Raw genomic sequence first — 24,220 nt, forward strand, 5'->3', positions numbered from 1 at the left:
ATGAGTTCAGACATGTACCAGAGCGGCAGCGTGGTGGCCTATGCCCCTGCCTCCAGCGCCAACCTGAGCGTGGGATTCGATGTACTGGGGGCGGCGCTCGCCCCCGTGGATGGCTCCCTGCTCGGGGATCGTGTCCAGGTCAAAGCGGCGGATGTACCCTTCGCGCTCTCTTCCGTGGGCCGCTATGCTCACAAGCTGCCGGATGACCCCAAGAAGAACATCCTCTATGACTGCTGGGTGGGCTACGGCGAGGCGCTCGCCAAGATTGGCAAGACAATGCGGCCGCTGGAGATGGTGCTGGAGAAGAACCTGCCGGTGGGATCGGGCCTGGGTTCCAGCGCCTGCAGCGTGGTAGCGGCGCTGGAGGGGCTCAACGCCTTCCACGGAGAGCCATTGAACGAGCACGATCTGCTGCTGCTGATGGGGGAGATGGAAGGCAAGATCTCCGGCTCCGTCCACTACGACAACGTCGCCCCCTGCTATCTGGGCGGCATGCAGCTGGTGCTGGAAGAGCACGGCGTCATCAGCCAGGGCATTCCGGTGTTTGAGCAGTGGTACTGGGTGGTCTGCTACCCGGGCACAGTGGTCTCCACCGCTGCCGCCCGCGCCATTCTGCCGGCCCAGTATCGCCGCCAGGATTGCCTCACCTATGGCCGCCGGCTGGCCGCCTTCGTGCACGCCAGCTACACCGGGCAGGAGGGGCTGGCGGCGAGCGTATTGAAAGACGTGATCGCCGAGCCCTACCGCGCGGCGCTCATTGAAGGCTTTGCCGAGGTGCGGGCCCAAGCCGCCCAGAACGGGGCGCTGGCCACCGGCATCTCGGGCTCCGGCCCCAGCGTGTTCGTGGTGATGAAGGATCTGGCCCAGGCCGAGCGCATGAAAGATTGGATGGACGCACATTTCGTGCAGAACGAAGATGGATTTGCCCGGGTTTGCAAACTCGACATGGCCGGGGCACGGGTAACAGGAAGCGAGCTATGAATCTTTACAATATCAAGGACAAGAGTGAACAGGTGAGCTTCGCCCAGGCGGTGCGTCAGGGTTTGGGCCGCGAACAGGGTCTGTTCTTCCCCGAGCAGCTCGAGCCGTTGGCCGATGTGGATGCCCTGCTGGAGCTGCCGCTGGTGGAGCGTTCCGCCCGCATCCTCAGCCACCTGCTGGGGGACGAAGTGGCCGCGCCTCAGGTGCACGAGCTGGTGAAGGCAGCCTTCACCTTCCCGGCGCCGCTAGTCAAATTGAAAGATGGCACCTATGCCCTCGAACTGTTCCACGGCCCGACCCTGGCGTTCAAGGACTTCGGCGGCCGCTTTATGGCCCAGTGCCTCGCGGCCTTTAGAACCAACGACAAGATCACTATCCTCACCGCCACCTCCGGCGACACCGGCGCCGCCGTGGCCCACGCCTTCTACGGGCTGGAGGGGATCGAGGTGGTGATCCTCTACCCCAAGGGCAAGATCAGCCCCTTGCAGGAGGCGCTGTTCTGCACCTTAGGTGGCAACATCCGCACCATCGCCATCGATGGCGACTTCGATGCCTGCCAGGCGCTGGTGAAGCAATCCTTCGATGACGAGGAGCTGAAAAAGGCGATCGGCCTGAACTCCGCCAACTCCATCAACATCAGCCGCTTGCTGGCCCAGGTTTGCTACTACTTCGAAGCCGTGGCCCAGCTGCCGAAAGCCGATCGTGCCAAGGCGGTCATCAGCGTGCCGTCCGGCAACTTTGGCAACCTCACCGCGGGCCTTATCGCCAAGGCGCTGGGGCTGCCGGTGAAGCGCTTTATCGCCGCCACCAACGCCAACGACACCGTGCCGCGCTACCTGAAAACCGGTCAGTGGGAGCCGCACCAGACAGTGGCCACTCTGTCGAATGCCATGGATGTGAGCCGCCCCAACAACTGGCCTAGGGTAGAGGAGCTGTGCCGTCGCAACGGCTGGGCGCTGGAGACCCTGGGTTCTGGCATGCGCAGCGATGCCCAGACTCGCGATGCACTCAAGCGCCTGCATGAGCTGGATTACCTGTGCGAACCCCACGGCGCCATTGCCTGGGATCTGCTGGGCGAACAGCTGGCTGAGGACGAAGTGGGGGTGTTCCTCTGCACCGCTCATCCGGCCAAGTTCAAGGAGTCGGTGGACGAGATCCTGGGGCTGGACGTACCGCTGCCAGGTCCGCTCGCCAAGCACGCAGCCCTGCCGCTGCTCTCCCACAACCTGCCGGCGGAGTTCGCACCGCTACGGGCCTTCCTGCTCGGTTAAGCACTTATCAAACATCCCCCGGCCTCGGGGGATGTTTGTTTCCAGCCTCCGGTGGGGAAATCCGCATTGGATTCACGGATTGGATTAAGGAGTTCAGCATGAGCCAGCATCCGCTACGCGCGCTTATCGAGACCTGTGACGCCGCCATCTCCCGGCGCGACTTCGACGCCCTGATGGCCTTCTACGCCGAGGATGCCGCCCTGGTGGTCAAACCCGGCATGGTGGTGCGCGGCATCCCCGCCATCCGCCGCGCCTTCACCGCCATCTCGGATTATTTTCAAGACCAGCTCGAGGTAACCCAGGGAGCCATGGAGGTGATAGAAGGCGCCGACAATGCGCTGGTGATTATGGAAACCCGGCTGAATTACCCGGATGGCAAAGGAGGCCATATCGACGAGACGCGGCGCGCTACCTATGTGTTTCGTAAAGAGTCCGATGGGCAGTGGCGCTGCACCATAGACAACTCCTACGGCACTGCGCTGCTGGATGGCGAACCGGCGTTGGTCACCGCCAGATGACTGCGTTCACGTCGCAGCTAGTCTGATTGTCTGAGCGAGAGGGTGAGCAGGAAACAAAAATCCCCCGATATCGGGGGATTATTTTTATGAACCCAAGGCGGGATCCGTCAGAAAGGAGTGACCAGCGCTTTTGCACTGATCTCCTCTCTATCGCTGGCCCGTCACGAGTGTTATCTGCCTGCCAAGAAGAGAGGCTGGCGTATGCGACTCAGGGGGCAAACGGGCTACTCTACGGCCGTTTTTTTACAGCTGGGGTTGCCCTGGTCGTCGTGAACACTGCAATCCCAGTTGTGCACCCCATCGCTGAGCTGGTCGTATTCCACCTTGGCTGCGGCCAGGTTGACCCCTTCCAGTTCAGTCGGCTGGACGTTCACATACCACACGCGTGTGCCGTCGGTGACGAAGTTCTCCTGCAGCGGTTTGATAAGGGCGCTGTCGACCCCTTTTGGCAGAGGGGCGATCCGCTGGTTGCCGCTATAGAAGCCGTCCTTGGTCACGGCCGAAGAGAAGTTCAGGCAGTGGAAGCTGGTGGCATCCACCTCTTGTTGGGGTTCACCCTCGAAATAGAGGGTGCCATCGATGTTGGCCCACCCTTGGCAGACGTCGTACAACGCCACTTTTCCTTTGTGAGGGATGACCTTGGTCTGGTCGGCCACATAGTAGTAGTGACGCTGGTCGGCAGCCTGGCCATGGGCCGTCTTCAGGTGCTTGGGGTCGGCGCCGTCGAGCACTTCACCTGTGACGAGAAAGACATGGCGATCGTCGCTGGCGAAAGGGTGATCGAGCAATTTGAAAGAGGCGATATTGACCGGCGTCTTGACTTGTTCACAGTAGGCATAGGCCTGCTGCCCGCTCAGCAGGAAACTGCCGAGCGCCTTGGCAGTGCTGATATCGAAGCTGTCGGGCAAGGGGTGTTCGTTACAGAAATAGCGCCCTTGTGAGAGGGCAATGCTGAAATCATCGTTGCGATATGTGACCTCGAAGTCTTCCGCCTGCGCACCCGCAAGTGGTGTCCCCGGCTGGTTGCCATAGGGTTTGAAGACCACCTTCCCGGCTTCCAGTTGATAGGGGGGAGCAATTTCTGCATGGGTCACAAGTGGCAGGCAACATGCCAGCAGGGCGCAGTAACGAAGGTTCATAGGGGCTCACTGTCCGTTGAGAGGTGGGTGATGATTCAAAATGGCAGCCTGGGTTTCGAGAAATAGAACGCCCCATAAGTGGTGCCGTTTGGAATCATACGTAGAGTGGTTTCCATATGGCAAGCATAAAACGCCGGTAGGGCAGCTCATCAAGCTTGCACTGTGATGGGTGTCAGCATGTTCAGTTGACCGCTTCGTGTCGTCGGGTTAGCCTTTGGGCTTCCTTGATACCCGAGTATTTCCTCCGATGCGCATTTAACCTGTCCGCACCCCTTATCGTCTTTGCCCTCGTTTTGCGAGGCCGGGTGCGTCTTTACCGTGACAGGTTGATGTTGATTCCTCATTGCTTCGTATCCGTGGACGCACGTCCCTGTCATTTGGCTTGGCTCTTGGCCTGCGGCTCCCGCACTGGCCCACAGGAGTTCAGATGACCCATATCGCATGTCATATCAACGCCTTGCAGCTGCCCTTCGGCGCCTGTACTGTGCCCCTTACCTTCACTTTGCCCGCTGCGGGCTGCACCCTGATCGGCCGCAACGGCATCGGCAAGAGCCTGCTGCTGGAATTGCTGGCGGGCCAGCGCCGCGCGGCTTCTGGCAAGATTGAGTGGCTGACCCCCATCAGCTGGTTGTCCCAGTTTGCGCCCGCTCAGACTCATGACGGCGCAGCCTGCGTGGCCGACCTTATCGGCTGGGGCGAGCCGCTGCGGGCCCTTGAGCGCATCGAGCAGGGGAGCTGCGCCCTGGACGATTTCGAGCGGCTGGCTGATCGCTGGAACCTGCGCCGCGACCTTGCCGACCTGCTGGCAGAGGCGGGCCTCAGACTCGATGCCCATGCCCCGGTCAGCACCCTGAGCGGCGGCCAGCTCACCCGTTTGCGCCTGCTGGCGCTGTTTGCCTGGCCTGCTCACTTTCTGCTGCTCGATGAGCCGGACAACCACCTGGATGCCAGTGGCATCGCGTGGCTGAGCCAGCGATTGGCCAGCCACAGTGGTGGCTATCTGCTGGTAAGCCACGACCGGCGCCTGCTCAATCAGGGGAGCCAGATACTGGAGCTGGGTGAGCAGGGGCTGCAGAGTGCCAGCCTCTCGTTTGAGGCATTTTTGGCGCAGCAGGACGAGCTCCAAGCTGCCCGCAGCGCCCGGCTGGCGCAGGCGGAGCGCCGTGAAAAGGCGGCGGCACGCAGCGTGCAAAAGGTGCGCGAACAGGCGGCCAGACGGGCCAGTCAGGGGCGACGCGAGCGCGGCTCCCAGGCCAAGATCCTGCTCGACTTCAAAGCGGAACAGGCGGGCAAATCCCTTGGCAAGGTGCTGGATCGCCACCAGCGGGGCCACAGTGCCCAGGTGGAGGCTCGCGCCGAGGCGGCGGTCGCGCTGGCGGCGGTGCAGCCGCTTGTCATGCAATGGCCGGCGGAAAGCGATCGCAAGGGGGCAGCCCAGCCGCTGGTGATCACGGCGGCGCGCCACAGGCGCTGGCATGGTCAGCAGGTAGATCTGGTGCTGCAACGGGGGGCCCGCTGTCTCTTGGCCGGTTGCAACGGCAGCGGCAAGTCGAGCCTGCTGCAGATGCTGCGCGGTGAGCTGGTGCCCGATGCGGGCAGCTTTCGCATCAATGGCCGTCTGGCCTGTCTTGATCAGGGGCTCAGCCTGATTGCGCGAGACCTCAGTCCGCTCGCCAACCTGCTGGCAGTTGCACCGACACTCTCCGAGAGCGAGGCAAGAACCCGGCTGGCGGGCATAGGATTGCGCGGCGATCGCGCCCTGGCGCCCAGCCATGGGCTGAGCGGTGGCGAGCGGTTAAAGCTGGGCCTCTTGATGGTGCTGGCGCAACTGCCTGCCCTGTTGCTGCTGGATGAGCCGGACAACCATCTGGATCACCCCTCGCGCCAGTTGCTTATTCAGGTGCTGGCCGACTACCCGGGTACCCTGCTGCTGGTCTCCCACGATCCCGAATTTGTGGCTGGGGTGGGGGTTGAAAGGGAGTATTGGTTGGAGGGGGAGGAGATTAATGGGTGGGGTGCTCGATCCTTTTTGCAACAGGACTAGATATGATCCGCAATGGCGCCATTGCCTGGGGTCTGCTGGGCAAACAGTTGGCCGAGGACGAAGTGGGGCTGTTCCTCTGCACTGCCCATACCGCCAAGCATGCCTAATTACCGCTGCTCTCTCATAACCTGCCAGTGGAGTTTGCCTGGTTAAGAGCGTTCTTGGTGGGTTAACTGCCGTGTCGAGGTAATCGATAGAAATAAAAGTCCCCCGGTGACGGGGGACTTTTTTATAAATTGATATCCAAACTATAAAGTTTGTTTTTAAATTATATCCTTTGTGTTGGATAGTGATTTCTGATGTTGTAGCTAAAAAAAGAACCTATAGAACCTGCATTCATTAATGCGGAATACATGTCTTCAGGAACATCATAATATTGGTAAATACCTCCATTATGAAATTCTATTTCCAGTGTTAGCGATGTATGATCATATCCAACGGATGCTACATTTGATGAACTAACCGGTGTTCTTTCCATTCTATTCCTTCTCCTTTAGTGGTTTGTTTAAACGCCATGCTTTTACTAAATCGCTGTAGTCTTTATTAGTGTCTCTAGTCTTCATCCAGCATTCAGTTACGTTGGGATCTTGACTATCAGGATAGAATCCATCTGGAGGTAATTTGAACTTACATCTTGATGGTAATTTAGCTGCCTCTCCAATAATGATTGCTTCTCCAGTCCTTAGAATAGGAATTGAATCAACTAATGAACTTAAACCATCAGACATCGCAGCTTTTACTTTTGAGCGGTCGCTTGCATTTGTTAGTCGCAAGGCTAACAATGTTCCACATTGGGAGAGAATTGTGTCATCTATTTCAGAAGGTCTTTGACTAATGATCATTAGGCCTAATCCAAACTTCCTTCCTTCCTTCTTTAGCGATTCTTTGAACTAGATCTTTTGTTAATCCACCTTCATTATTTGAAAGATATCTGTGAGCCTCCTCTAATACAAATAGAACAGGATTATTTTTCAGGCCTGATGATAGATTCCTGCCCCATAGTGATGTTTCAAAAATGATGCTCATGATAGAGCTTAAAAGCATATCAAGTTGGTTGGATGGCATGCCAGACAAATCTAATATAGAGATTGGTTTGTCATGGTTTAACCATTCGTTTAGAATAGAATCTAAATCTTTTTTGACTTTACCGCTAGAATCTGGAGTGTAGTCTTCTGGAGATAAGAAAAAAGAGTATTGATTATCTAGCAAGCGAGCCTTCATTAGGTTTAGTTGCTTGGTTAAAATATGGTTTCCTTTTTTGAATGGAGACGCAGATCCAGATCCTGGTGGTTTAAATTTTGGTGGGGTTAATGATTCTGCATCACCTGTTATATTATCTTGATATGCTGGGTTGAGGTATTCTTTTTCTAAGTAGGTAGCGGTGTCATCAAAAATAAATTTATACCAAACATTTTTTAGACTAAAGGGCAATGGGGTGAAAGAGGTTACTTTGTTCTCATTTATATAATCTATATCGTTTGATTTAATCGATTTCTTTTTTTCATCAGTTATGAAATCAATCATAGCATTTTTGCTTAATTCATTAATGCTACCACATAAGAATTCAATAAGCTTATCTATAGGTAGAGCCCAGTATGGGATATTTAACTTTCCTTCATTCTTTAAAGGGTCAACAGAAAATACTTTAGCTAAGTCACTTAATGCTGCAGAATATTCCCCGTGAATATCTACGAGTAATATCCTTGATGAGTTTTCACTGCTGTTATTAAAGGTGCAAACTGAACGTAATAATCCAGCTACACTTGTTGATTTACCTGACCCAGTAGAGCCAACTACGGCAGAATGTCGGGTTATCAGTTTGTCTATGTCCAAATTAACTTCAATGCTTTCTGAGCTAGAAAGTTTTCCTACAGTAATAAGGTTTTTACTTTTTGAACCATAAACCACTTTTAAGTCAGAGTCTAAAACCATGTGAGCTTCATCACCAACAGAGGGATATTGACTAATTCCTCTATCAAAAAATCCACATGAACTTTCGCCAACTAACTCTACAATGATCACTCTATGTTCTGATGATATATTTTCTTCTATGTCGACATTTGAGCTCTCATTGCTTGATGCAACTACACCATATAAATCATTATAACCTTGAGGTATTCTTACAAAACTTCCTACCTGACCTACTTTATGTGTTCTACCTTCGAACATTAATAATCCAGAGTTAACTTTTCGAAGAAGTTGAACTGTAATTGATGAGCTAGATATTGATATGATCACACCTATGGATGTTGAATTTTGCATTCCACTATTCATTACTACTGACTCCATTGTTCGGTTCGTAGGCTGTAGGGAGTGATGAAACATCCCCTCCTGCAACAGCTAAGAATCTTGCTAGTGCCTTGAAGTCGCCCAGAATAAACTGACCTTTTTCATCCAAATATTCTTTTCTAACTAAATTCCAATTTTTACTAGGTAGTTCCCCTGTTTTCCAAACTGCATTGATCGTATTTATTATTGCCCCATCTCTACAATACACACTGAGGTTTGGTGTTCTCTGGGCTAAATCAACAGCATAACTTTCTTCAGAAATATTTTTATACTGAAAAGCAATTACCGCGCTTGTTGGATTTGCGGATAGACATTCACTTATTTTTGATGAGATATGTGCATCTGAGAATGAAAATCCTGTGGTAATAAGCAATGAATCTGGTTCCATTATAAAATTCTTTAATCGCTCGAATAGAGCAGAGAATGGTGCCGCTTGAGTTTGAGAGTATTTTATATGAGACGGGTACACCATGTTTGATATTTCACATTCAGGAACTCTTGTGACCTGACCATTAGAAAGCATCGTCCAGCCAATAGACCCGTGTAACTTCCATAATCTAACCCATCTGGGGGGGAGATCATTTTTGGAAATGCTTGCAGGATCAAAGAAGGCGTATCTAGAACCAGTAAAGCCATCAAAAAATGGAGTTTGAGACCGCTCTAATGCATCCTCACATAATAAGTCATAATTTGTTGTGAAAATTTCTACACCATGAATTCGATTAATTCCATTTATCCATGATATTAGCTCGCTATAAGGATTTTGACCGTCAGGGAGAGGTTTACTGACAACTTCTTTTATTTTCTTGCAAATTGAGGTTTCCAAGTCTCTAAATCCTAAAGCATTACTCCCATGGACTTGATGTTCTCCGATTATATCAGCCAAAGTTCTTACATCAGAAAGTATCTTTTCAAGATCTTTTTTCTCTTCCCCAGATTCAATTTTTTCAAAAATGGAAAGTTGTTGCGATGAAAGGGCGCTTTTTACATGCATCGTAAGGCCCTCTATATTTGGTATTAAGGGGATATAGCTTCCATTTGTCGAGATATTAATGCTGACAGGCGCACCGGCACCAATAAGAATACCTATTTTCTTTCTTCCATTAGTTACTAACTGACGAAAGTCGAACATATATGTATCGGGATTGTGTATTGATGATATCATTATTGCCCTACTATTATTTTGATGGAAGAAAGGGGGGGCGTTTTTAAATTAAATCCCTGAATGTTTATTTTTTGAATTTCCATATTCATTTTTCCAAAAAAATATTTTACTTGAGATTAATATTGTTAAGAAATAGCAACCACTAACATCCCTAATCAACTAAAGCGGTTCCGAGATAGTTAAATAGGTACCGAATGACCATCATAGGTTGTATTGGTGCCTGCAAACCAGTCAAAAAGTGACGTAATGGTCAGTAACGATTGATTTTTTGCGCTGGTTCAAAAAATGGTAGAGGTAGGACAAGGATTCCCATGGCCCTTGATTTTATTGGGGGCGGCGGGCGTGGCGGGGACAAGAGTGGCTGACCTGCTGTTGAGGCGGAGCTGGCCGGGGAGAATCCCGCTTAGCCAATCGGCGCTATAGTGCGGCTATGGTGCCCTGTGCTCCGTGTCCCTGGCTGGCAAGGCGGGGGATCTGCGGCAACAATCAGCTGTTGTCATAACAGTTACTTGCAATCAGATCATCATGCAAACAGGTCACCATGCCAACACATCACAATAAGGAACGTCATATGAAGCGTATTGCCATCCTGTTCGGCCTGCTCTGCGGCAGCGTGCTGCTGGCCAATCCGGTCTTTGCCAACGACGCTGCCCAGTTGCAGTGCGAGGCGCAGGCCGCGGCCAAAAAACTGGCGGGCGCCGCCAAGACCAGCTTTGTCGGCAAGTGTGTGAAAGATGCCGCCGGCGCTGCGAGCGGTGAGTGCGAGAAGGCGGCGGTCGACAAGAAGCTGGCCGGCGCGGCCAAGAACAGTTTTATCCAGAAGTGCGTGAAGACGGGCGCGGCGATGGATCCGGCGGCCAAGTGCGAGAAGGCGGCGGCCGACAAGAAGCTGGCTGGCGCGGCCAAGAACAGCTTTGTCCAGAAGTGCGTGAAGGATAGCGCCGCCAAGTAAGCGGTTTTCTTATCTGGTGTGTTTGCGGGGGGCCTGATGGCCCCCCGCGCTTTTTGGGCGCAGGGGCGTTATCGCTGAACGGGTGACGGGGCGCTTGCCGCAGGGGCAGGGCTGGGTTGGGGTGTGCGGGGGCAGCTGAGCGGTGGCGAAGGGGGGCAAGCAGGGGCAGCCTCGGAGAAGTTGCCGGAACTGGGATCTCGATCGGCGCAACAGGACTTTTGTCCTGCAAGGGGCGAGGGGGTGGGGGCTAGGATGCCCTCATCCACACGAGTCAAACTGGAGCACAACAACAATGACCGCTCATATCAATGCCAACCCGGGCGATTTCGCCGAGACCGTCATCATGCCGGGGGACCCGCTGCGGGCCCGCTATATCGCCGAGACCTTTCTGACCGATGCGCGCGAGGTGACCAATGTGCGCAATATGCTGGGCTACACCGGCTACTACAATGGCCAGCGTATCTCGGTGATGGGTCACGGCATGGGGATCCCCTCCATGGTGCTCTACGCCCACGAGCTGGTGAACGACTTCGGGGTCAAGCGGATCATCCGCATCGGCAGTCTGGGGGCGACCCAGCGCCACGTGCAGATGCGCGATGTCATTCTGGCGCAGGCGGCGGGCACCGACTCCCCCACCAACGCCAAGCGCAGCGCCGGTTACCAGATGGCCACCTCGGCCGACTTCGCCCTGCTGCACAAGGCATTTACGCTGGCGCAGGAGAAGGCCATTCCGGTCAAGGTGGGCAATATCTTCACCGGCGACCTCTATTACGATCCGGACGACAACCTCATTCCGGCGCTGGAGAAGTTCGGCGTGCTCGGCATCGACATGGAGGTGGCCGGTCTCTACGGGTTGGCCCATCAGCAGGGGATCGAGGCGCTCGCCATCCTGACCGTCTCCGACCACTGCCTGACCGGTGAAGAGACCACGGCCGAGGAGCGGCAGCTCTCCTTCAACCAGATGATCGAGCTGGCATTGCACACCGCGCTGTAAGCGCCGCAGCCCCGCCCAACCCTGCACGCACCCTGACCCTTATGAGAGATCCAATATGAACAATAAGCTCTCCCTCACTGCCATCAGCTTCCTGGCCAACTTCGTGATGGCCGGTTTTGCGACCCAGTTCGGCATGCTGATCGACCCCATCGCCGCCAAGTTCGGCGCCGACGTCAATCAGGTAGCCTCCATCTTCTCCCTGCTCAACGGCGGGGCGCTGGCGGGCACCATTGCCGCCTTCTTCCTCATCGAGAAGGTGGGCCTCAAGCGGATGACGCTGCTTTGCTACGGCCTGATCGCGCTGGCGGCGGCTTCGCTCCATCTGACCGGTTCGCTCTATGTGGTGATGGCGGCCATGACGGTGATCGGCCTGTGCGGCGGGGTGGGGCTCTGCATTGCGGGGACCCTGGTGGTGAGTGTCTGGCAGGCGCGGATGCAGAGCACCATGCTGGTGGTGCAGGATGCCACTTTCAACGTGGCCGGGGTGGTCTTCCCGCTTGTCACTACCTACACCCTGACTCACGCCATGGCGTGGAGCTGGAGCTATCTGGCGGTGGGTGTGGTGGCGCTGGCGACCATGCTGGTGGCGGTGTTGACCAACTTCCGTAGCTGCGAGGCGGGCGGCGAGAGCGCCGGCAACGAGCACTCGGAGTGGAATCTCGGCATCATCAGCGGCGGGCTGGGGCTCTTTCTCGGCATGCTGGCGCTCTACACCTTCCTCACCTGGGCGCCCATGTTCGTGAAGAACAAGTTCGGCATCCCCTTCGAGGAGGCGGGCAACATCATCACCCAGTACTGGACGGCGGCCCTGCTCGGTGCGCTGGTCTCGACCGCCATCGTGACCCGCATTGCGATCCGCACCTTCCTCTTGGTGATCATCACCCTGGCGATGGGGATGACGGCGCTCATCGTCACCACTGACAGCCTGAGCCAGCTGCCTTACCTCACCTACGGTTACGGCTTTGTCTGCGCCGCGCTCTACAACGCCTTTATCGCCTACGGGGTGTCGTTTGTGCGGCAGGCATCGAGCAAGAACGTCTCCTATATCCTCATCAGCGGCAGTGCGGGGGCCATGTTCAGCCCGGCCATCAGCGCCATGTTCGAGCAGGTGATCGGCCTGCAGGCGGTGATGTACGCCATCCCGCTTATCTACGGCGTGATCCTCGCCATGCTGGTGGCCTCGCTGCGCATGGCCCGGCCGCAGCCTTGTCTCGCCTGAGCGGGAGAGTAAACAGCAAGAGGGGCGGTATAAACCGCCCCTCTTTTTTGTTGCTGTTCCGCTTGTTGCTGCTCAGTCGGCGACTGATACCCGTGGCTTATGGCTGCTCCAGAAAGGCCTTGAGCCCCGCCAGATCGCGGATCTGCAACCCCTCTTCGCCGCGCTCTACCAGTCCTTTATCCATCAGCTCTTTCACCGCCCTCCGGTAGACCCGGTCCGTGGTGCCAAAGCGTTCCGCCTCCTGATACCCCTTGCGAAAGCCGCTCACCGGATTGTCGTGGCAGTGGCTGTGATAGAGGTCGAGGGCGATGTTGTAGCTGATGGGGTAGAGCATGCGGCAGGTGAAGATATCCACCGTGTCCTGATAGTCGATGGCAATGGCGGTGGCAAAGAAGAGCGCCACCCTGGGGTGGGCGACCAGCGCCTGCTCCAGCTGCTCGCCGTCGATGCGGGCCACTTCCAGCAGCTCCTCGGCGATGATATCGAGCTGGCAGCGGTAGCCGGTGAAGAACTCCATCTCGCCAAAGAGCTGGTTGTCGCACTCCAGGGTGCCGAGCTGAAAGCGGCGACCATTCATGGCGGTGTGGCCCATGGCGATGCGGCCGCTCTTGACCAGCACCAGATCCCGCAGCGGTTCGCCCTGGCGCATCAGGGGCTCCCCCTCGGGGATGAGACGCCGCTCCGTGATGCAGGAGCTGACCACCTGTTCGATGAGATCGTGGCCGGCTTGCCAGTGGGGCTGAAAGCGCCCCTTGAGAAGGGGTTTGAGTTGCATGGGGTTCCGGGTCGTCGCCAAACACAAACGGCTATTACACACGTTCGCACCCGGATACTCCAGCCCCTGGTAGCCTGGCGCCTTGCCAGGGACACAAACGAACCTTGCCTTGTGTGTCATCGCATAGCGGCAGATGGGCAAACAGCATGATATTGCCCTCTATTTGTGGCAGGCATGGCCAAGAACAACTTAGAAATGCGTCAAGACGGCCTGAGTACCGGGCATGGCTGGTGGAAGGGGGCCTCTGGCCCCTTTCTCTTTTTATCGAGTCCCATCAGTGACTCTCACGGCCTGGAAGGTGGCGGCAGCACATGTGATAGGTTTTTGACTGCAGGCCGTGTTTGATGCGGTTTGACGGGATAGGGCATCTATTCCCGTACCGTGGTCGCCGCTGCCGGGCAGAGGGGCAGGCACCCGTCTTTTTATCTGCATTTATTTTCCATATATAAAACAGCTTGTTACCTGAATTCCCTCCATCTATTTCTCCCAATATCGCCTTTTGATGAAATCTTTTCTGCCCGGCGCCGGTTCTATAGGGGGTAGCCGGTGCGCAAGCCCGACAACACATTCACACCGCAGATATCAGCCATCCGGCTCAACAATAAGGAAGATCCCAATGAACGTGAAGAAAAGCACAGCCCTCACCTGCGCCATGACCGGTCTGCTTGCCCTGGGGGCCCAGATGGTCGCCGCCCCGGCCATGGCCGCCGAGGAGAAAGAGAAGTGCTACGGGGTGGTGAAGGCGGGCAAGAACGACTGCGCCACCAAGACGGCCTCCTGCGCCGGCACCGCCAAGATGGATGCCCAGGGGGATGCTTTCGTGGTGGTGCCCAAGGGGCTGTGCGAGAAGCTGGCTGGCGGTTCCCTGCAACCCAAGTAAGCGACACACCATGATGTGGCGACTGGGCCACATCATGGTTTTCCCTCGATGACAGCGAGCCCCGCCATGAACCCTTTGATCGGTATCGGATTACGCCCCCCTCACTATGATGACTTTCGCCAGACCCGCCCAGCCTTGGGTTGGCTGGAGGTGCACAGCGAGAACTACTTCGAGCGCCATGGCCTGGGCTTTGAGGTACTGGCCGAGCTTGCCGGCCACTACCCCATCAGCCTGCACGGGGTGGGCATGTCGCTGGGCTCCGCCGATCCCCTGGACCCGGTCCATCTGCGTCAGCTCGAAGCCCTGGTGCGGGATATCCGGCCGGTGCGGGTCTCCGAGCACCTGAGCTGGGGCAGCATCGGCGGGCGCTATTTCAACGATCTGCTGCCGGTGCCCTACACCCAGGCGGCCCTGGCCCGGATGAGCGACAAGATTGACGAGGTGCAGCAGACCCTGGGGTGTCAGCTGCTTATCGAGAATCCCTCTTCCTATCTGCAACTGCCCGGCGAGATGAGCGAATGGGCGTTTCTGGCCGAACTCGTCCGGCGCAGCGGTTGCGGCATCTTGCTCGATCTCAACAACCTTCATGTCAGCGGCTTCAACCACGGCTTCGACTGCGCCGACTATCTCTCGGCCATCGATCTTGACCGGGTGGGGGAAATTCACCTCGCCGGTTACACCGACAAATCCCTGCCCGAGGGGCACCTCTATATCGATACCCACAGCGCCCCGGTGGCGCAGCCCGTGTGGGAACTCTATCGCCGGATCTGCATTCGGCGCGCCATCCCCACCCTGATCGAATGGGATCTGGAGATACCGCCGCTGCCGGTACTCCTGGGGGAGGCGCAGCTGGCGAGCGACATCATCAGCGCCGCCCAATCCATGGCCCCCGTGGCCGGGGAGGCCTTTCATGCCTGAGCTGGCCCCCTTGTTCTGCCCATCGCACCCCGTCGATCTGGCGCCGTTGCGGCGCGTACAGCAGGGGTTTGCCGCGGGGTTGCTCGGCGACGACGATGCGGCCCTGGGGCTGATCGCCCCCTCGACCCTGCCTGCCGAAGCCCTCTTGCAGGTCTATCGCAACAACTTCGTGTTGGGCCTGAGCGAGGTGCTGGTCAGCACCTATCCCGCCGTCGAGGCCATGGTGGGGGAAGCGTTCTTCGCCGCCGCGGCCCGCGGCTTCGTGCTGGCCGAGCCGCTGAGAGAAGGCTCTGTCATGCACTATGGCGAGGGGTTTGGTGACTGGCTGGCGGCTCTGCCCACCACGGCGGCTCTGCCCTGGCTGGGGGATCTGGCCCGCTTCGAGTGGGCGCTGGATAGGGCCGCCCTGCTGCCGCTGGAGACGCGCCGCTGGCCGGCGGAGCGTCTGGCAGCCATCCCCCCGGCGCGCTGGGGGCAGCTGGTGCTGCAAGCGGCGGGCGACATATTGCCGTTCGAGAGCCCCTATCCGGTGCTGGCGCTCTGGCGGATGGCCCTGCACGGCGGCCCCGAAGTCAGCGATCTGGACGCCCCTTGCTGGCTGGCGCTCAAGAAGCGGCCGGATCACAGGGTCGAACCCGTCTCCCTCGTCTTGCCTGCCTGGCAACTGTTGCAAGGCTGTCGCCAGGGGCAGCCGCTGGCCACCTTGCTTGGTCAGGATCCCGCCCTGGCCGAACACCTGCCCACCCTGGTTACCCTCGATCTGCTGGTCGATCTGGAGCTTGCCCATGACTGAACATATCTCATCAAGGCCCCTCTGCCTGTGGGCCGAGCGCGCCCAGCCTTGGCTGGTCGGCGCCGTCTTGTTGCTGGCCCGGCTCTGGGTCGCCTTCGTCTTCCTGCGCTCCGGTTGGCTCAAGCTGAGCGCCTGGGACTCCACCCTCTACCTGTTCGAGTTCGAGTACCGGGTACCCCTGCTGCCCTGGCAGTGGGCAGCCTATGTGGGCACGGCCACCGAGCTGCTGTTGCCGCTCTTGCTGGTGGCCGGCCTCTTTACCCGTCCGGTCGCCCTCTTGCTGTTTGGCTTCAACATCATGGCGGTCGTCTCCTACCCCACCCTGTGGGCGGGGGGCTTTTACGATCACCAGCTGTGGGGATGGATGCTGCTGACCCTGGTGGTCTGGGGGGGCGGGCCCCTGGCGCTGGACCGCTGGCGCCTTGAAAGGGGGCGCCGGCAGGGTTAGCCTGCGTGAGCAGCGAAGGGGCCTTTGGCCCCTTTTTCATCCCCCGGTGACGGCGGACCAAAGAGGAGGACTTTCATGGGTTCAGGGAGAGAGATGAGAGTACGGGAGGCCGGGCTGGCCGATATCCCCGCCCTGGTGGCGCTGCGTTTGCAGCTGTTTTGCGAGTTGGGAGCGCTTGCCACCCCCGAGGCCGATCCTGCGCTCTGGCAGGCGACTCAGGCCTATTTCACGCAGTCGATGCAAGAGGGCAGTGGTCGCTCCTGGCTGGTGGAGGTGGACGGGCAGCCGGTGGCCTGCGGGACCCTGGCATTCTTTGTGCGCCCGCCCTATCCCGGCAATCTGAGCGGGCGGGAGGCCTATCTGCTCAACATGTATACCCGCCCGGACTGGCGAAATCTGGGCATGGCGAGCGCCCTGCTCGATGCCATGGCCAGCTGCGCCAGGGAGCTGCAACTCGGCAAGCTGTGGCTCCATGCCAGCGAGGAGGGGCGCCCCCTGTATGAGCGCATGGGCTTTGTGGCCAACCCCGCTTATCTGGAGTTGTGCCCCGCCGACTGATACCGCCGACATTGAGCGTATAGGCCTTCTGGGTAAGGCGGCCAATCTGGAATGGCGCCCGCCGAGCTAAACCGCTGACACCGATGATCCGAAACTGTGTGTTTGACGTACTGTCTGCCCTTGGCACCCTTGCTGCTTTTCTATACACTGCGCGCCCCCGGTAAATGAGAGGTATCTGGGGCAAGTTGATGTCTGCTCATCGGACCTCAACAGGCGTACTCCCTTCGGGTTCGGCTCTGTCGATAACAGGCTGCCTTGAGGGTGCTCAGTGGCTGTGCAGGCGTGATAGGAACAAGGGGCGACATGGCTCCATTCATACGGGTTCAGAGGTAGATCATCCATGTTCAATAACAAACTGAAGGCGCAGCTGCAGGCTTGCCAGAACGAGCTCGGTGAGCGACAGGGGGTGGTGGAGGCCATCAGACAGGGGGTCGCCACCGTCATCTTCTCTCCACAAGGGGAGATCCTGGAGGCCAATCCGGCCTTTGCCAGCCTGGTGGGGTATGGGGCCGGTGAGCTGGTGGGGCAGGACCACCGCCTGCTCTGCCCCAAGGGGTGGGCCCAGTCTCCCGCTTATCAGCAGTTCTGGGACAGGCTTCGCCAGGGGCAGGTGGAGTCCGGTCTGTTCGAGCGCGTCAACCAGCGCGGCGAGACGCTCTGGCTGGCGGCGAGCTACTTGCCGGTGAGGCAGCAGGGCAAAGTGGTGCGGGTGATGCTGATTGCCAGCGACACCACGGCCCGGGAGCAGCAGTTGCAACGCCAGGAGGCGCTGGCCCAGGCGCTGGACAAGTCTCAGGCGATGATAGAGTTCACCCCGAACGGCGACATCCTGAGCGCCAATGCGAACTTCCTCGCCTGCATGGGTTACAGCGCGAGCCAGCTCAAGGGCAAGCATCACAGGATCTTCTGTGACGAGGCCTTCCTGCGCGAGCAACCCCACTTCTGGGAGGAGTTGGCCCGCGGCCAGTTCAAATCCGGCCTCTTCATGCGCTACAACAGCCAGGGCGAGGCGATCTGGCTGGAGGCGACCTACAACCCCATCCGGGACGGGAGCGGCAGGGTGGTCAGGGTGGTCAAGTTTGCCAGCGACATCACGGCGCGGATCCACCAGAACAATGCCACCCGGGATGCGGCAAGGCTGGCCCACAGCACGGCCCAGGAGACCCTGAGCAGCGCCGAGCAGGGGGCGGGCTTGCTGCGCGCCGCGGTAGAGACCTCCTCCCTCATCGCGACCCAGGTGGAGCAGGCCATCGACCTCATCGGCCAGCTCAACGAGCAGTCGAGGCACATAGAGGCCATCGTCTCCACCATCAGTGCCATCGCCGATCAGACCAATCTGCTGGCCCTCAACGCAGCCATCGAGGCGGCGCGGGCGGGGGATCAGGGTCGCGGCTTCGCCGTGGTGGCGGACGAGGTGCGCCAGCTGGCGGCCCGCACCTCACTCTCGACCGGCGAGATCGCCAAGGTGGTGCAGAAGAACCGGGAGCTGACCGCCCAGGTGACCGGCGACATGGCCGGGGTGGCGGGTAGCGCCGAGCTCGGCAGGGAGCAGATAGCCCGGGTCGACGCCGTCATGGTGGAGATCCGCCAGGAGGCGAACCGGGTGTCGGAGACGGTGTCCAACCTCTCCATCTGATCGGACCCGCGCGGGGGGCGGCCCCCGCGACGGGTTCTGGCACGATCGCCAAAAGTGTGAGCGGTCAGTCAGCCAAACTGAATACCGCCTGTACCGTGCCCCCCTTGTGAATTGTTCAGCCCTCTCCCCTTGATTAGTCTGCCGGCTCATTATTCATTGAGCTGGAGTCAAGTGATGGCAGTTGGACAGAAAGGCAGGGCCGCGGCCCTGTTGCTGGGTATGGTGGCGAGCCTTGGGTTGAGCGGTTGCATGGGGTCCATGGGCCTCTCCGCCATGGTGACCAAGGGCAACCTGAGCGTGGTGGATAACCGCTATGGCCGCGCCGGGGTCTTCGTGCTGCTCTCCCCCGTCTATGGTCTGGCGGCGACCGCGGATCTGTTCGTGTTCAACACCATCGAGTTCTGGTCCGGCAAGAACCCCATCACCGGCAAGTCGCCGGCCCTGGTGGATCAGAAGGCGGATGCGGTGATCAAGGTGAACCAGCACCTGGATCCGGCCCTCAACAAGGTGCCGCTCGCCATGCTGCCCCAGGGAGTGCGGGAGGTGGAAGTCACCTATCCTGACGATCGCACCGCCCAGATGGAAATTCACTACCTGGACGGCCGCAGCAGCATGATGCGCGGTGAAAAGCGCGGCGATCAGGTGGATCTCTATCTCGACGGCAAACTGGTCTCGACCCTGACCGAGCAGCAGCTGGCCGAGATGAGCCAGGCGAAACGCACCCTGGCCTGATGCCGCGGCCGGTCAAGGCTGGCGTGACTATGATTGTGAAAAGCCCCGCATTCGCGGGGCTTTTTTATGGGCGCATGCTGCTTCATGGGCACCCGCTTAGGGATGTCTCAGGGGCGCTGGAGCGGCTTGCCGTAGGGTTGCAGCACCAGGCCCAGCAGGCGGCTCAGTTGCTTGAGCTGCTCGGTGAGCTGCAGGTTGAGCCAGAGGTAGCCGCTGATGCTGGCCTCCTCGGCGCAGAGACGCACCCGGGTGGTGGTCTCGTCCAGGCAGGCGATGGCGAACTCCAGCTCCCGCTGATCGCCGCTCTTGAGCATGAGGGCGAGCTGGGTGATCACCGTCTCGGTCGCCTGCTGACAGGCTCTCAGCTCCGGGGCGCTCTGCATCAGGAAGTGGCTGTGGCGATTGTTCCAGTAGGTGTTGGCCAGCATCTCCAGGGTGCAGAGGCAGTTGCGAAGGGTGGTCTGGATGGCCTCGAAATGGGGGGCGTTGAGGCGGGTCTCCTTGACCGCCGGGGCCAGCAGGGGGCGCAGGCTGACCATCTTGGCGAGCAGGCGGGCGTGGTTCCGAGCCAGCTTGGGCCGCTCCAGCACGTTGGGGGAGAGGTGAGTGTGATAGAGGCGCTGGGCCATCATCAGGGTATCGTGCATCTGCAGCCGCCAATGGAGGTAGGCCCGCTGGGGATAGATGCTGCAAAACAGCAGTGCCAGCAGGGAGCCCAGGATCACGTCGCCGCTGCGCCACAGGGCCGTCTCTATGTCGCCGGGCTTGCCCCCCATGACCACCCCCAGGGTGATGCCGATGAGCAGCCCCACATAGGGCCGCTTGCCGAGGGCCAGATAACCGCACAGGAACATGATGGCGCAGCTCCAGGCCAGCATCAGCGGCATGGAGTAGAGCTCCAGGTAGAGCGCTACTACGCCGCAGGCCGCCCCGAAGATGGTGCCCACCACCCGCTGCAGGGCGCGGGAGAAGACATTGCCCCAGAACGAGATGGGTCCCATCACCACCACCAGGGTGATGAGGGGCCAGGTGCTCTCCGGCAGCTGGAGCTCCCGGGTCAGCAGGAAGGTGAGGGTGAAGGCCAGGGCGATGCGCAGGCCGTGCACCAGGCGGTAGCGGCCATAGACCAGCAGATCGAGGCGGGAGAGGGGGGCGTTCAGGCGCAAGGGCGTCGTCTCATCTCGGGTTGAATGAAGAGGCCGGGGGCTTATGCCGTCCCGGTCGGCAACACGCGGATCCAGACCTCCTCTCCCTGTGCCACGGGCCGGGAGGAGGGACGCTCGATGAGGCAGTTGGGATCCGGCGGGGCCGCTGACATCAAACCACTTGCCGGCTGTACCTGCAAGCGGCCACTGGCATCCTGGCTCACATGACCGAGCAGAGGGCCGCTTTCCCCCGTTGGTATCGCCGTGCGGGTGCGGGCGAGCAGGCGCAGGGGGGCCGACCCTATGGGGGGCGCTGCCGCATCAGCCCGTTCGGTCCGCCGTTCGCAGATAAAGTCGCAGAGGGGGGAGAGGGCCGCGAAGCCGAAACGGGGCAGCGCCGTGGTGAGGGGGTCATCGCTCACCAGAGCGATCACATCGGGGTCCGTGGGGAACATCAACGGTCGGCCGATGGCGGCTCTGTGCAGCTCTATCTTGGGGAAGTGCTCGTGCTTGAAACCCTCGATGAGCAGCAGATCGAGGCGCGACCAGTCAAAGCTTGCCAGCAGCTCGGCGAAGGGGGGCTCGCCATCCGGGGTCTCCCGGATGAGGGCATGGCGCAGGCTGGAGGCGGCCATCACCTGGGATGCCCCGGCCTGGCGCAGGCGGTAACTGTCCTTGCCAGGCTTGTCCATGTCGAACTGGTGGTGGGTGTGCTTGAGCACCCCGAGCCGCAGGCCGCGCTCGCGGAGCCGCGGGATAAGCTGCTCCAGCAGGGTGGTCTTGCCGGTGCCGCTCCAGGCCACGAAGCCGAGCAGGGGAAGCGGGTTGTTTATCATGGCTTCTCCTCGCTTACGCCCTTGCCACTCGCCTGCAACTGCCCCTCGTACTCGGCCAGCTCGTCGGGGCTGTTGAGGTTGATAAAGGCGTCCGGTTGGTCGGCAAAGGACACCACCGCCATCTTGTGGCGGCCAAACCAGGCGGCAATCTTGCGCTCCCCTTGCGCCAGCGCCTGCTGGAGGGAGGGGGCCAGGGGGCGGCTCAGCAGGGCGACCACGGGTTGCAGATGGCTGCCGTCGTGGGCCACCACCAGCTCGGCGTCCGGCTGCTGGGCCAGCGCCACGCGAAAGCGCCGCATCAGATCCTGCGGCAAACCGGGGCCATCGCAGGGGACGAACAGCACCCAGTCGTGGCGGGCGGCCTTGAGGCCCGCCAGCATGCCGGCGAGGGGTCCCTGAAAATCGGCGAGCTCGTCACTGATGACGGGGGCGAGCGTGCGGTAACGCGCCTCGCTGCGATTGGCGTTGATCAGCACCTCGTCCACCTGGGGCCGCAGGCGCGTCAACACATGTTCGATGAGGGGCTGGCCCGCCAGGGGCACCCAGCCCTTGTCATCCCCTCCCATGCGGGTGGCGCGGCCACCGGCCAGGATCACGGCACTGACGGGAAAGGGGTGGGGGTCGCGGATTGTCATGGCGCTCCAGATGGTCGAATCAAGGTGTGGGTCGGCGGCGCACTCCTTGTGCGGGGGCGTTCGCTGGCTGACGATCTTGCGTCAAGGGCGCCGGGCCTGCAACCCAATCCGGGACTCGGGGCCGAGAATGGCGGGCTTTGGCCGCAGGGTATGGCTGAGGTCACAAAACCGGAAGGCCAAAGGGCTTATGATGCGCTGTTATGAGTCTTGCTCTCCTGCCGAATGGCAACTTCATGTAAATCAAAGAGAATGACTATGGCTACCGGACAATATCTGCTGTGGAAAGACGCACAGGGAGAGGATTTTCGCCCCGTCTCGCTGACAGGCACCAACCTGCTCAACGATCGCAACCTCAACAAGGGCACCGCCTTCACCGAACAGGAGCGGGCCGACTTTGAGCTCGACGGCCTGCTGCCCCCCCAGGTGCAGACCTTCGAGGCCCAGCTGGAGCGGGTCTATGAGGCCTTCCTGAGTGCCTGCAGCGACATGGAGAAGTACCAGAACCTGAGGGCGTTGCAGGATCGCAACGAGACCCTGTTCTACGCCCTGCTGTCCCGCCACGTGGAGGAGATGACCCCCATCATCTACACCCCGACCGTGGGCAAGGCGTGCCAGGAGTTCAGCCACCGCTACCAGAAGGCGCGCGGCCTCTATATCACCCAACACAACGTCGATGACATGGGTTCCCTGGCGCGACACATGGATGCCAAGTCGGTGCGCATCATAGTGGTCACCGACAGCCAGGGCATACTCGGCATCGGCGATCAGGGGGTGGGCGGCATGGGGATCCCCATCGGCAAGCTCTCCCTCTATACCCTGGCCGCCGGCATCCACCCCGCCTGCTGCCTGCCCATCGCCCTGGACGTGGGCACCGACAACCAGGCCCTGCTGGATGATCCCATGTACCTGGGGCAGCCCCATCGTCGCATCCGCGGCAAGGAGTATGACGACTTCATCGACAAGTTCGTGGCCGGGGTCAAGCGTCACTTCCCGAACGCCGTCTTGCAGTGGGAAGACTTCAGCAAGTCCAACGCCTTCAACAACCTCTCCCGCTACCAGCAGGCGCTGCCGTCCTTCAACGACGACATCCAGGGCACGGGGGCCGTGGTGCTGGCGGGGATCATAGGGGCGGTCAAGTCCAAGAATGAGACCCTGGGCCAGCAGAACTACCTGGTCTATGGCGCCGGTGCCGGCGGGGTCGGGGTGGCGGATCAGATCTGCGCCGGCATGATCCGCGAGGGGCTGGATCCCCAGGCCGCGCGGGATCGCATCTATATCATGGATACCCAGGGGTTGGTGTGCGACAACCGGGAAGAGCTCGACGAGTACAAGCGTCGTTACGCCAAGCCGGGCCTGCTGCTGGCCCAGTGGGGCGTGCAGCGCGCCTGCCTGAACGACATTCTGCGTCATGTGCCCATTACCGTGCTGCTCGGTACCAGCGGCTCGGGCGGCGCCTTCAAGGAGGAGCACATTCAGCTGATGCTGGAGCACAGCGATCACCCCATGGTGTTCCCGCTCTCCAACCCGACCGCGAACTGCGAGGCCCTGCCGGAAGACATCTACCGCTGGAGCCAGGGCCGTGCCATCGTCGCCACCGGCAGCCCGTTCAAGGACGTGCACTTCGAGGGGCAGGACTATCGCATCGGCCAGGGCAACAACGTCTTCATCTTCCCGGGGGTGGGGCTTGCGGCCATCGTCAGCCAGATCCGAGAGATCAGCCCGGATATCTTCACCACGGCGGCCTTTGCCCTGGCGGAGTGCGTGAACGAGGCGGATCTGGCCCGTGGCGCCGTCTACCCGCGCATCAGCGATCTGCGCAACATCTCGGTGCACGTGGCGACCGCCGTGCTCAAAGACATAGTGCGCCGGGATCCGTCCCACCCGCTCATCGGCCAGGATCTGCAGCAGCATATCCTGAGTCACATGTGGGAGCCCGTGTATCTGCCCTACAGAAGGGTGTGATGGCCGCGGGTTTCACTGCCCTATAGCCCGAAGCCGGGCTGACACGAAGAAGGGGATGGCCATGCCATCCCCTTTGTCATTGCACCCGGGTCAGGATGGGGGTCAGTGTTGGCGTAAAAGATGCGGGACTCAGGGAAATGATCGGGTCGGCGCTCACAATTCGCCCCCCTTGCCAGCCTGGTCAATAAGATCTGGATGAAAAACGTTTTGCGCCGGCCGTAAAAGTGCGTAAAATCGCTTCCTCGATGCTTGTAGCAACGAATCCCGCCTAAACAGCCAGTTTCATGCCCTCCCCAAGCAGTAAAAGGTAACGAATGAAGCCTTTTTGCT

The 24,220-nt window shown here is 59.3% G+C and carries 24 protein-coding genes and 1 pseudogene; 16 read left to right on the plus strand and 9 right to left on the minus strand.

Annotation, left to right across the window (positions count from 1 at the left end):
* From thrB to ACT5M9_RS18450, 3 genes are all read left to right on the plus strand, one after another.
* Positions 1-981: a homoserine kinase gene (thrB, locus tag ACT5M9_RS18440; protein ID WP_457979823.1), complete on the plus strand. Its 981-nt coding sequence runs from the start codon at positions 1-3 to the stop codon at positions 979-981.
* A complete protein-coding gene (gene thrC / locus ACT5M9_RS18445; protein WP_457979821.1) occupies positions 978-2,252 on the plus strand; it encodes a threonine synthase in 1,275 nt (424 codons plus the stop codon). The genes thrB and thrC overlap by 4 nt, the downstream gene beginning before the upstream one ends.
* Before the next feature lie 98 nt (positions 2,253-2,350).
* Positions 2,351-2,770, plus strand: a complete 420-nt coding sequence (locus tag ACT5M9_RS18450) for a YybH family protein (RefSeq protein ID WP_457979819.1) — start codon at positions 2,351-2,353, stop codon at positions 2,768-2,770.
* 224 nt (positions 2,771-2,994) lie between these two features.
* Here ACT5M9_RS18450 and ACT5M9_RS18455 read toward each other — a convergent pair whose 3' ends face one another.
* Entirely contained in the window at positions 2,995-3,909 is a 915-nt protein-coding gene (locus ACT5M9_RS18455; RefSeq protein ID WP_457979817.1) for a DKNYY domain-containing protein, read from the minus strand.
* 427 nt (positions 3,910-4,336) lie between these two features.
* Between ACT5M9_RS18455 and ACT5M9_RS18460 the strand changes: the two genes are divergently transcribed.
* Positions 4,337-5,953: an ATP-binding cassette domain-containing protein gene (locus tag ACT5M9_RS18460; protein WP_457979815.1), complete on the plus strand. Its 1,617-nt coding sequence runs from the start codon at positions 4,337-4,339 to the stop codon at positions 5,951-5,953.
* An 11-nt stretch (positions 5,954-5,964) separates the two neighbouring features.
* A pseudogene (locus tag ACT5M9_RS18465) lies at positions 5,965-6,126 on the plus strand (threonine synthase); the annotation flags it as partial.
* A gap of 95 nt (positions 6,127-6,221) precedes the next feature.
* Here the strand turns inward: ACT5M9_RS18465 and ACT5M9_RS18470 are convergent.
* The 4 genes from ACT5M9_RS18470 to ACT5M9_RS18485 are packed head-to-tail and all read right to left on the minus strand — an operon-like array spanning position 6,222 to position 9,374.
* The gene (locus ACT5M9_RS18470) at positions 6,222-6,431 is read right to left on the minus strand and encodes a KTSC domain-containing protein (protein WP_021463385.1); all 210 of its coding nucleotides are present in this window, start codon (positions 6,429-6,431) and stop codon (positions 6,222-6,224) included.
* A gap of 1 nt (position 6,432) precedes the next feature.
* Entirely contained in the window at positions 6,433-6,795 is a 363-nt protein-coding gene (locus ACT5M9_RS18475) for an ATP-binding protein (protein ID WP_457979813.1), read from the minus strand.
* Positions 6,785-8,227, minus strand: coding sequence for an ATP-binding protein (locus ACT5M9_RS18480; RefSeq protein ID WP_457979811.1), 1,443 nt, complete (start codon positions 8,225-8,227; stop codon positions 6,785-6,787). The genes ACT5M9_RS18475 and ACT5M9_RS18480 overlap by 11 nt, the downstream gene beginning before the upstream one ends.
* On the minus strand, positions 8,220-9,374 hold the full coding sequence (locus tag ACT5M9_RS18485) for an SIR2 family protein (RefSeq protein WP_457979809.1): 1,155 nt from the start codon (positions 9,372-9,374) through the stop codon (positions 8,220-8,222). Before ACT5M9_RS18485 ends, ACT5M9_RS18480 begins: the two co-directional genes overlap by 8 nt.
* Positions 9,375-9,978: 604 nt before the next feature.
* Here ACT5M9_RS18485 and ACT5M9_RS18490 point away from each other — a divergent pair.
* The 3 genes from ACT5M9_RS18490 to tsgA all read left to right on the plus strand — a co-directional run bounded on the left by ACT5M9_RS18490 (position 9,979) and on the right by tsgA (position 12,572).
* Positions 9,979-10,359, plus strand: coding sequence for a hypothetical protein (locus ACT5M9_RS18490; RefSeq protein ID WP_457979807.1), 381 nt, complete (start codon positions 9,979-9,981; stop codon positions 10,357-10,359).
* A 292-nt stretch (positions 10,360-10,651) separates the two neighbouring features.
* Positions 10,652-11,353, plus strand: coding sequence for a purine-nucleoside phosphorylase (gene deoD, locus ACT5M9_RS18495; RefSeq protein WP_266140926.1), 702 nt, complete (start codon positions 10,652-10,654; stop codon positions 11,351-11,353).
* Between the two features lie 55 nt (positions 11,354-11,408).
* Positions 11,409-12,572 (plus strand): MFS transporter TsgA, encoded by a 1,164-nt coding sequence (gene tsgA, locus ACT5M9_RS18500; protein ID WP_457979805.1) that lies wholly within the window; start codon positions 11,409-11,411, stop codon positions 12,570-12,572.
* A gap of 97 nt (positions 12,573-12,669) precedes the next feature.
* Here the strand turns inward: tsgA and ACT5M9_RS18505 are convergent, their stop codons facing one another.
* Positions 12,670-13,347 (minus strand): Crp/Fnr family transcriptional regulator, encoded by a 678-nt coding sequence (locus ACT5M9_RS18505; RefSeq protein WP_457979803.1) that lies wholly within the window; start codon positions 13,345-13,347, stop codon positions 12,670-12,672.
* Positions 13,348-13,963: 616 nt separating this feature from the next.
* On the opposite strand from ACT5M9_RS18505, the gene bufA1 reads away from it, so the two are divergent.
* From bufA1 to ACT5M9_RS18540, 7 genes are all read left to right on the plus strand, one after another.
* The gene (bufA1, locus tag ACT5M9_RS18510; protein ID WP_457979801.1) at positions 13,964-14,227 is read left to right on the plus strand and encodes a BufA1 family periplasmic bufferin-type metallophore; all 264 of its coding nucleotides are present in this window, start codon (positions 13,964-13,966) and stop codon (positions 14,225-14,227) included.
* 66 nt (positions 14,228-14,293) lie between these two features.
* Complete coding sequence (bufB, locus tag ACT5M9_RS18515; RefSeq protein ID WP_457979799.1) at positions 14,294-15,145, plus strand: MNIO family bufferin maturase; 852 nt, start codon at positions 14,294-14,296, stop codon at positions 15,143-15,145.
* Between the two features lie 37 nt (positions 15,146-15,182).
* Positions 15,183-15,938, plus strand: coding sequence for an HvfC/BufC family peptide modification chaperone (locus ACT5M9_RS18520; protein ID WP_457980610.1), 756 nt, complete (start codon positions 15,183-15,185; stop codon positions 15,936-15,938).
* Positions 15,931-16,386 carry a DoxX family protein gene (locus ACT5M9_RS18525; protein WP_457979798.1) on the plus strand — a complete coding sequence of 152 codons (456 nt, stop codon included), beginning with the start codon at positions 15,931-15,933 and terminating at the stop codon, positions 16,384-16,386. Before ACT5M9_RS18520 ends, ACT5M9_RS18525 begins: the two co-directional genes overlap by 8 nt.
* Before the next feature lie 93 nt (positions 16,387-16,479).
* Positions 16,480-16,944, plus strand: a complete 465-nt coding sequence (locus tag ACT5M9_RS18530) for a GNAT family N-acetyltransferase (RefSeq protein ID WP_457979796.1) — start codon at positions 16,480-16,482, stop codon at positions 16,942-16,944.
* Positions 16,945-17,284: 340 nt separating this feature from the next.
* Positions 17,285-18,580 carry a methyl-accepting chemotaxis protein gene (locus ACT5M9_RS18535; RefSeq protein WP_520395647.1) on the plus strand — a complete coding sequence of 432 codons (1,296 nt, stop codon included), beginning with the start codon at positions 17,285-17,287 and terminating at the stop codon, positions 18,578-18,580.
* Positions 18,581-18,754: 174 nt separating this feature from the next.
* Positions 18,755-19,312 carry a DUF3332 domain-containing protein gene (locus ACT5M9_RS18540; protein WP_457979794.1) on the plus strand — a complete coding sequence of 186 codons (558 nt, stop codon included), beginning with the start codon at positions 18,755-18,757 and terminating at the stop codon, positions 19,310-19,312.
* Positions 19,313-19,419: 107 nt separating this feature from the next.
* On the opposite strand, the gene ACT5M9_RS18545 is transcribed toward ACT5M9_RS18540, so the two are convergent.
* The 3 genes from ACT5M9_RS18545 to mobA are packed head-to-tail and all read right to left on the minus strand — an operon-like array spanning position 19,420 to position 21,928.
* Positions 19,420-20,478: an FUSC family protein gene (locus tag ACT5M9_RS18545; protein WP_457979792.1), complete on the minus strand. Its 1,059-nt coding sequence runs from the start codon at positions 20,476-20,478 to the stop codon at positions 19,420-19,422.
* Between the two features lie 41 nt (positions 20,479-20,519).
* Positions 20,520-21,293: a molybdopterin-guanine dinucleotide biosynthesis protein B gene (mobB, locus tag ACT5M9_RS18550; RefSeq protein WP_457979790.1), complete on the minus strand. Its 774-nt coding sequence runs from the start codon at positions 21,291-21,293 to the stop codon at positions 20,520-20,522.
* A complete protein-coding gene (gene mobA / locus ACT5M9_RS18555; RefSeq protein WP_457979789.1) occupies positions 21,290-21,928 on the minus strand; it encodes a molybdenum cofactor guanylyltransferase MobA in 639 nt (212 codons plus the stop codon). The genes mobB and mobA overlap by 4 nt, the downstream gene beginning before the upstream one ends.
* Before the next feature lie 255 nt (positions 21,929-22,183).
* Between mobA and ACT5M9_RS18560 the strand changes: the two genes are divergently transcribed.
* A complete protein-coding gene (locus ACT5M9_RS18560) occupies positions 22,184-23,890 on the plus strand; it encodes an NAD-dependent malic enzyme (RefSeq protein ID WP_457979788.1) in 1,707 nt (568 codons plus the stop codon).
* Positions 23,891-24,220 lie beyond the last annotated feature (330 nt).

This window comes from Aeromonas sp. AE23HZ002T15 (assembly GCF_054165525.2).

Excerpts from the sequence above, each read along its gene's own strand:
- thrB (WP_457979823.1), top strand. The coding sequence starts at position 1 with ATGAGTTCAGACATGTACCAGAGCGGCAGCGTGGTGGCCTATGCCCCT.
- thrC (WP_457979821.1), top strand. The coding sequence starts at position 978 with ATGAATCTTTACAATATCAAGGACAAGAGTGAACAGGTGAGCTTCGCC.
- ACT5M9_RS18450 (WP_457979819.1), top strand. The coding sequence starts at position 2,351 with ATGAGCCAGCATCCGCTACGCGCGCTTATCGAGACCTGTGACGCCGCC.
- ACT5M9_RS18455 (WP_457979817.1), bottom strand. The coding sequence starts at position 3,909 with ATGAACCTTCGTTACTGCGCCCTGCTGGCATGTTGCCTGCCACTTGTG.
- ACT5M9_RS18460 (WP_457979815.1), top strand. The coding sequence starts at position 4,337 with ATGACCCATATCGCATGTCATATCAACGCCTTGCAGCTGCCCTTCGGC.
- ACT5M9_RS18470 (WP_021463385.1), bottom strand. The coding sequence starts at position 6,431 with ATGGAAAGAACACCGGTTAGTTCATCAAATGTAGCATCCGTTGGATAT.
- ACT5M9_RS18475 (WP_457979813.1), bottom strand. The coding sequence starts at position 6,795 with ATGATCATTAGTCAAAGACCTTCTGAAATAGATGACACAATTCTCTCC.
- ACT5M9_RS18480 (WP_457979811.1), bottom strand. The coding sequence starts at position 8,227 with ATGAATAGTGGAATGCAAAATTCAACATCCATAGGTGTGATCATATCA.
- ACT5M9_RS18485 (WP_457979809.1), bottom strand. The coding sequence starts at position 9,374 with ATGTTCGACTTTCGTCAGTTAGTAACTAATGGAAGAAAGAAAATAGGT.
- ACT5M9_RS18490 (WP_457979807.1), top strand. The coding sequence starts at position 9,979 with ATGAAGCGTATTGCCATCCTGTTCGGCCTGCTCTGCGGCAGCGTGCTG.
- deoD (WP_266140926.1), top strand. The coding sequence starts at position 10,652 with ATGACCGCTCATATCAATGCCAACCCGGGCGATTTCGCCGAGACCGTC.
- tsgA (WP_457979805.1), top strand. The coding sequence starts at position 11,409 with ATGAACAATAAGCTCTCCCTCACTGCCATCAGCTTCCTGGCCAACTTC.
- ACT5M9_RS18505 (WP_457979803.1), bottom strand. The coding sequence starts at position 13,347 with ATGCAACTCAAACCCCTTCTCAAGGGGCGCTTTCAGCCCCACTGGCAA.
- bufA1 (WP_457979801.1), top strand. The coding sequence starts at position 13,964 with ATGAACGTGAAGAAAAGCACAGCCCTCACCTGCGCCATGACCGGTCTG.
- bufB (WP_457979799.1), top strand. The coding sequence starts at position 14,294 with ATGAACCCTTTGATCGGTATCGGATTACGCCCCCCTCACTATGATGAC.
- ACT5M9_RS18525 (WP_457979798.1), top strand. The coding sequence starts at position 15,931 with ATGACTGAACATATCTCATCAAGGCCCCTCTGCCTGTGGGCCGAGCGC.
- ACT5M9_RS18530 (WP_457979796.1), top strand. The coding sequence starts at position 16,480 with ATGAGAGTACGGGAGGCCGGGCTGGCCGATATCCCCGCCCTGGTGGCG.
- ACT5M9_RS18535 (WP_520395647.1), top strand. The coding sequence starts at position 17,285 with ATGTTCAATAACAAACTGAAGGCGCAGCTGCAGGCTTGCCAGAACGAG.
- ACT5M9_RS18540 (WP_457979794.1), top strand. The coding sequence starts at position 18,755 with ATGGCAGTTGGACAGAAAGGCAGGGCCGCGGCCCTGTTGCTGGGTATG.
- mobB (WP_457979790.1), bottom strand. The coding sequence starts at position 21,293 with ATGATAAACAACCCGCTTCCCCTGCTCGGCTTCGTGGCCTGGAGCGGC.
- mobA (WP_457979789.1), bottom strand. The coding sequence starts at position 21,928 with ATGACAATCCGCGACCCCCACCCCTTTCCCGTCAGTGCCGTGATCCTG.
- ACT5M9_RS18560 (WP_457979788.1), top strand. The coding sequence starts at position 22,184 with ATGGCTACCGGACAATATCTGCTGTGGAAAGACGCACAGGGAGAGGAT.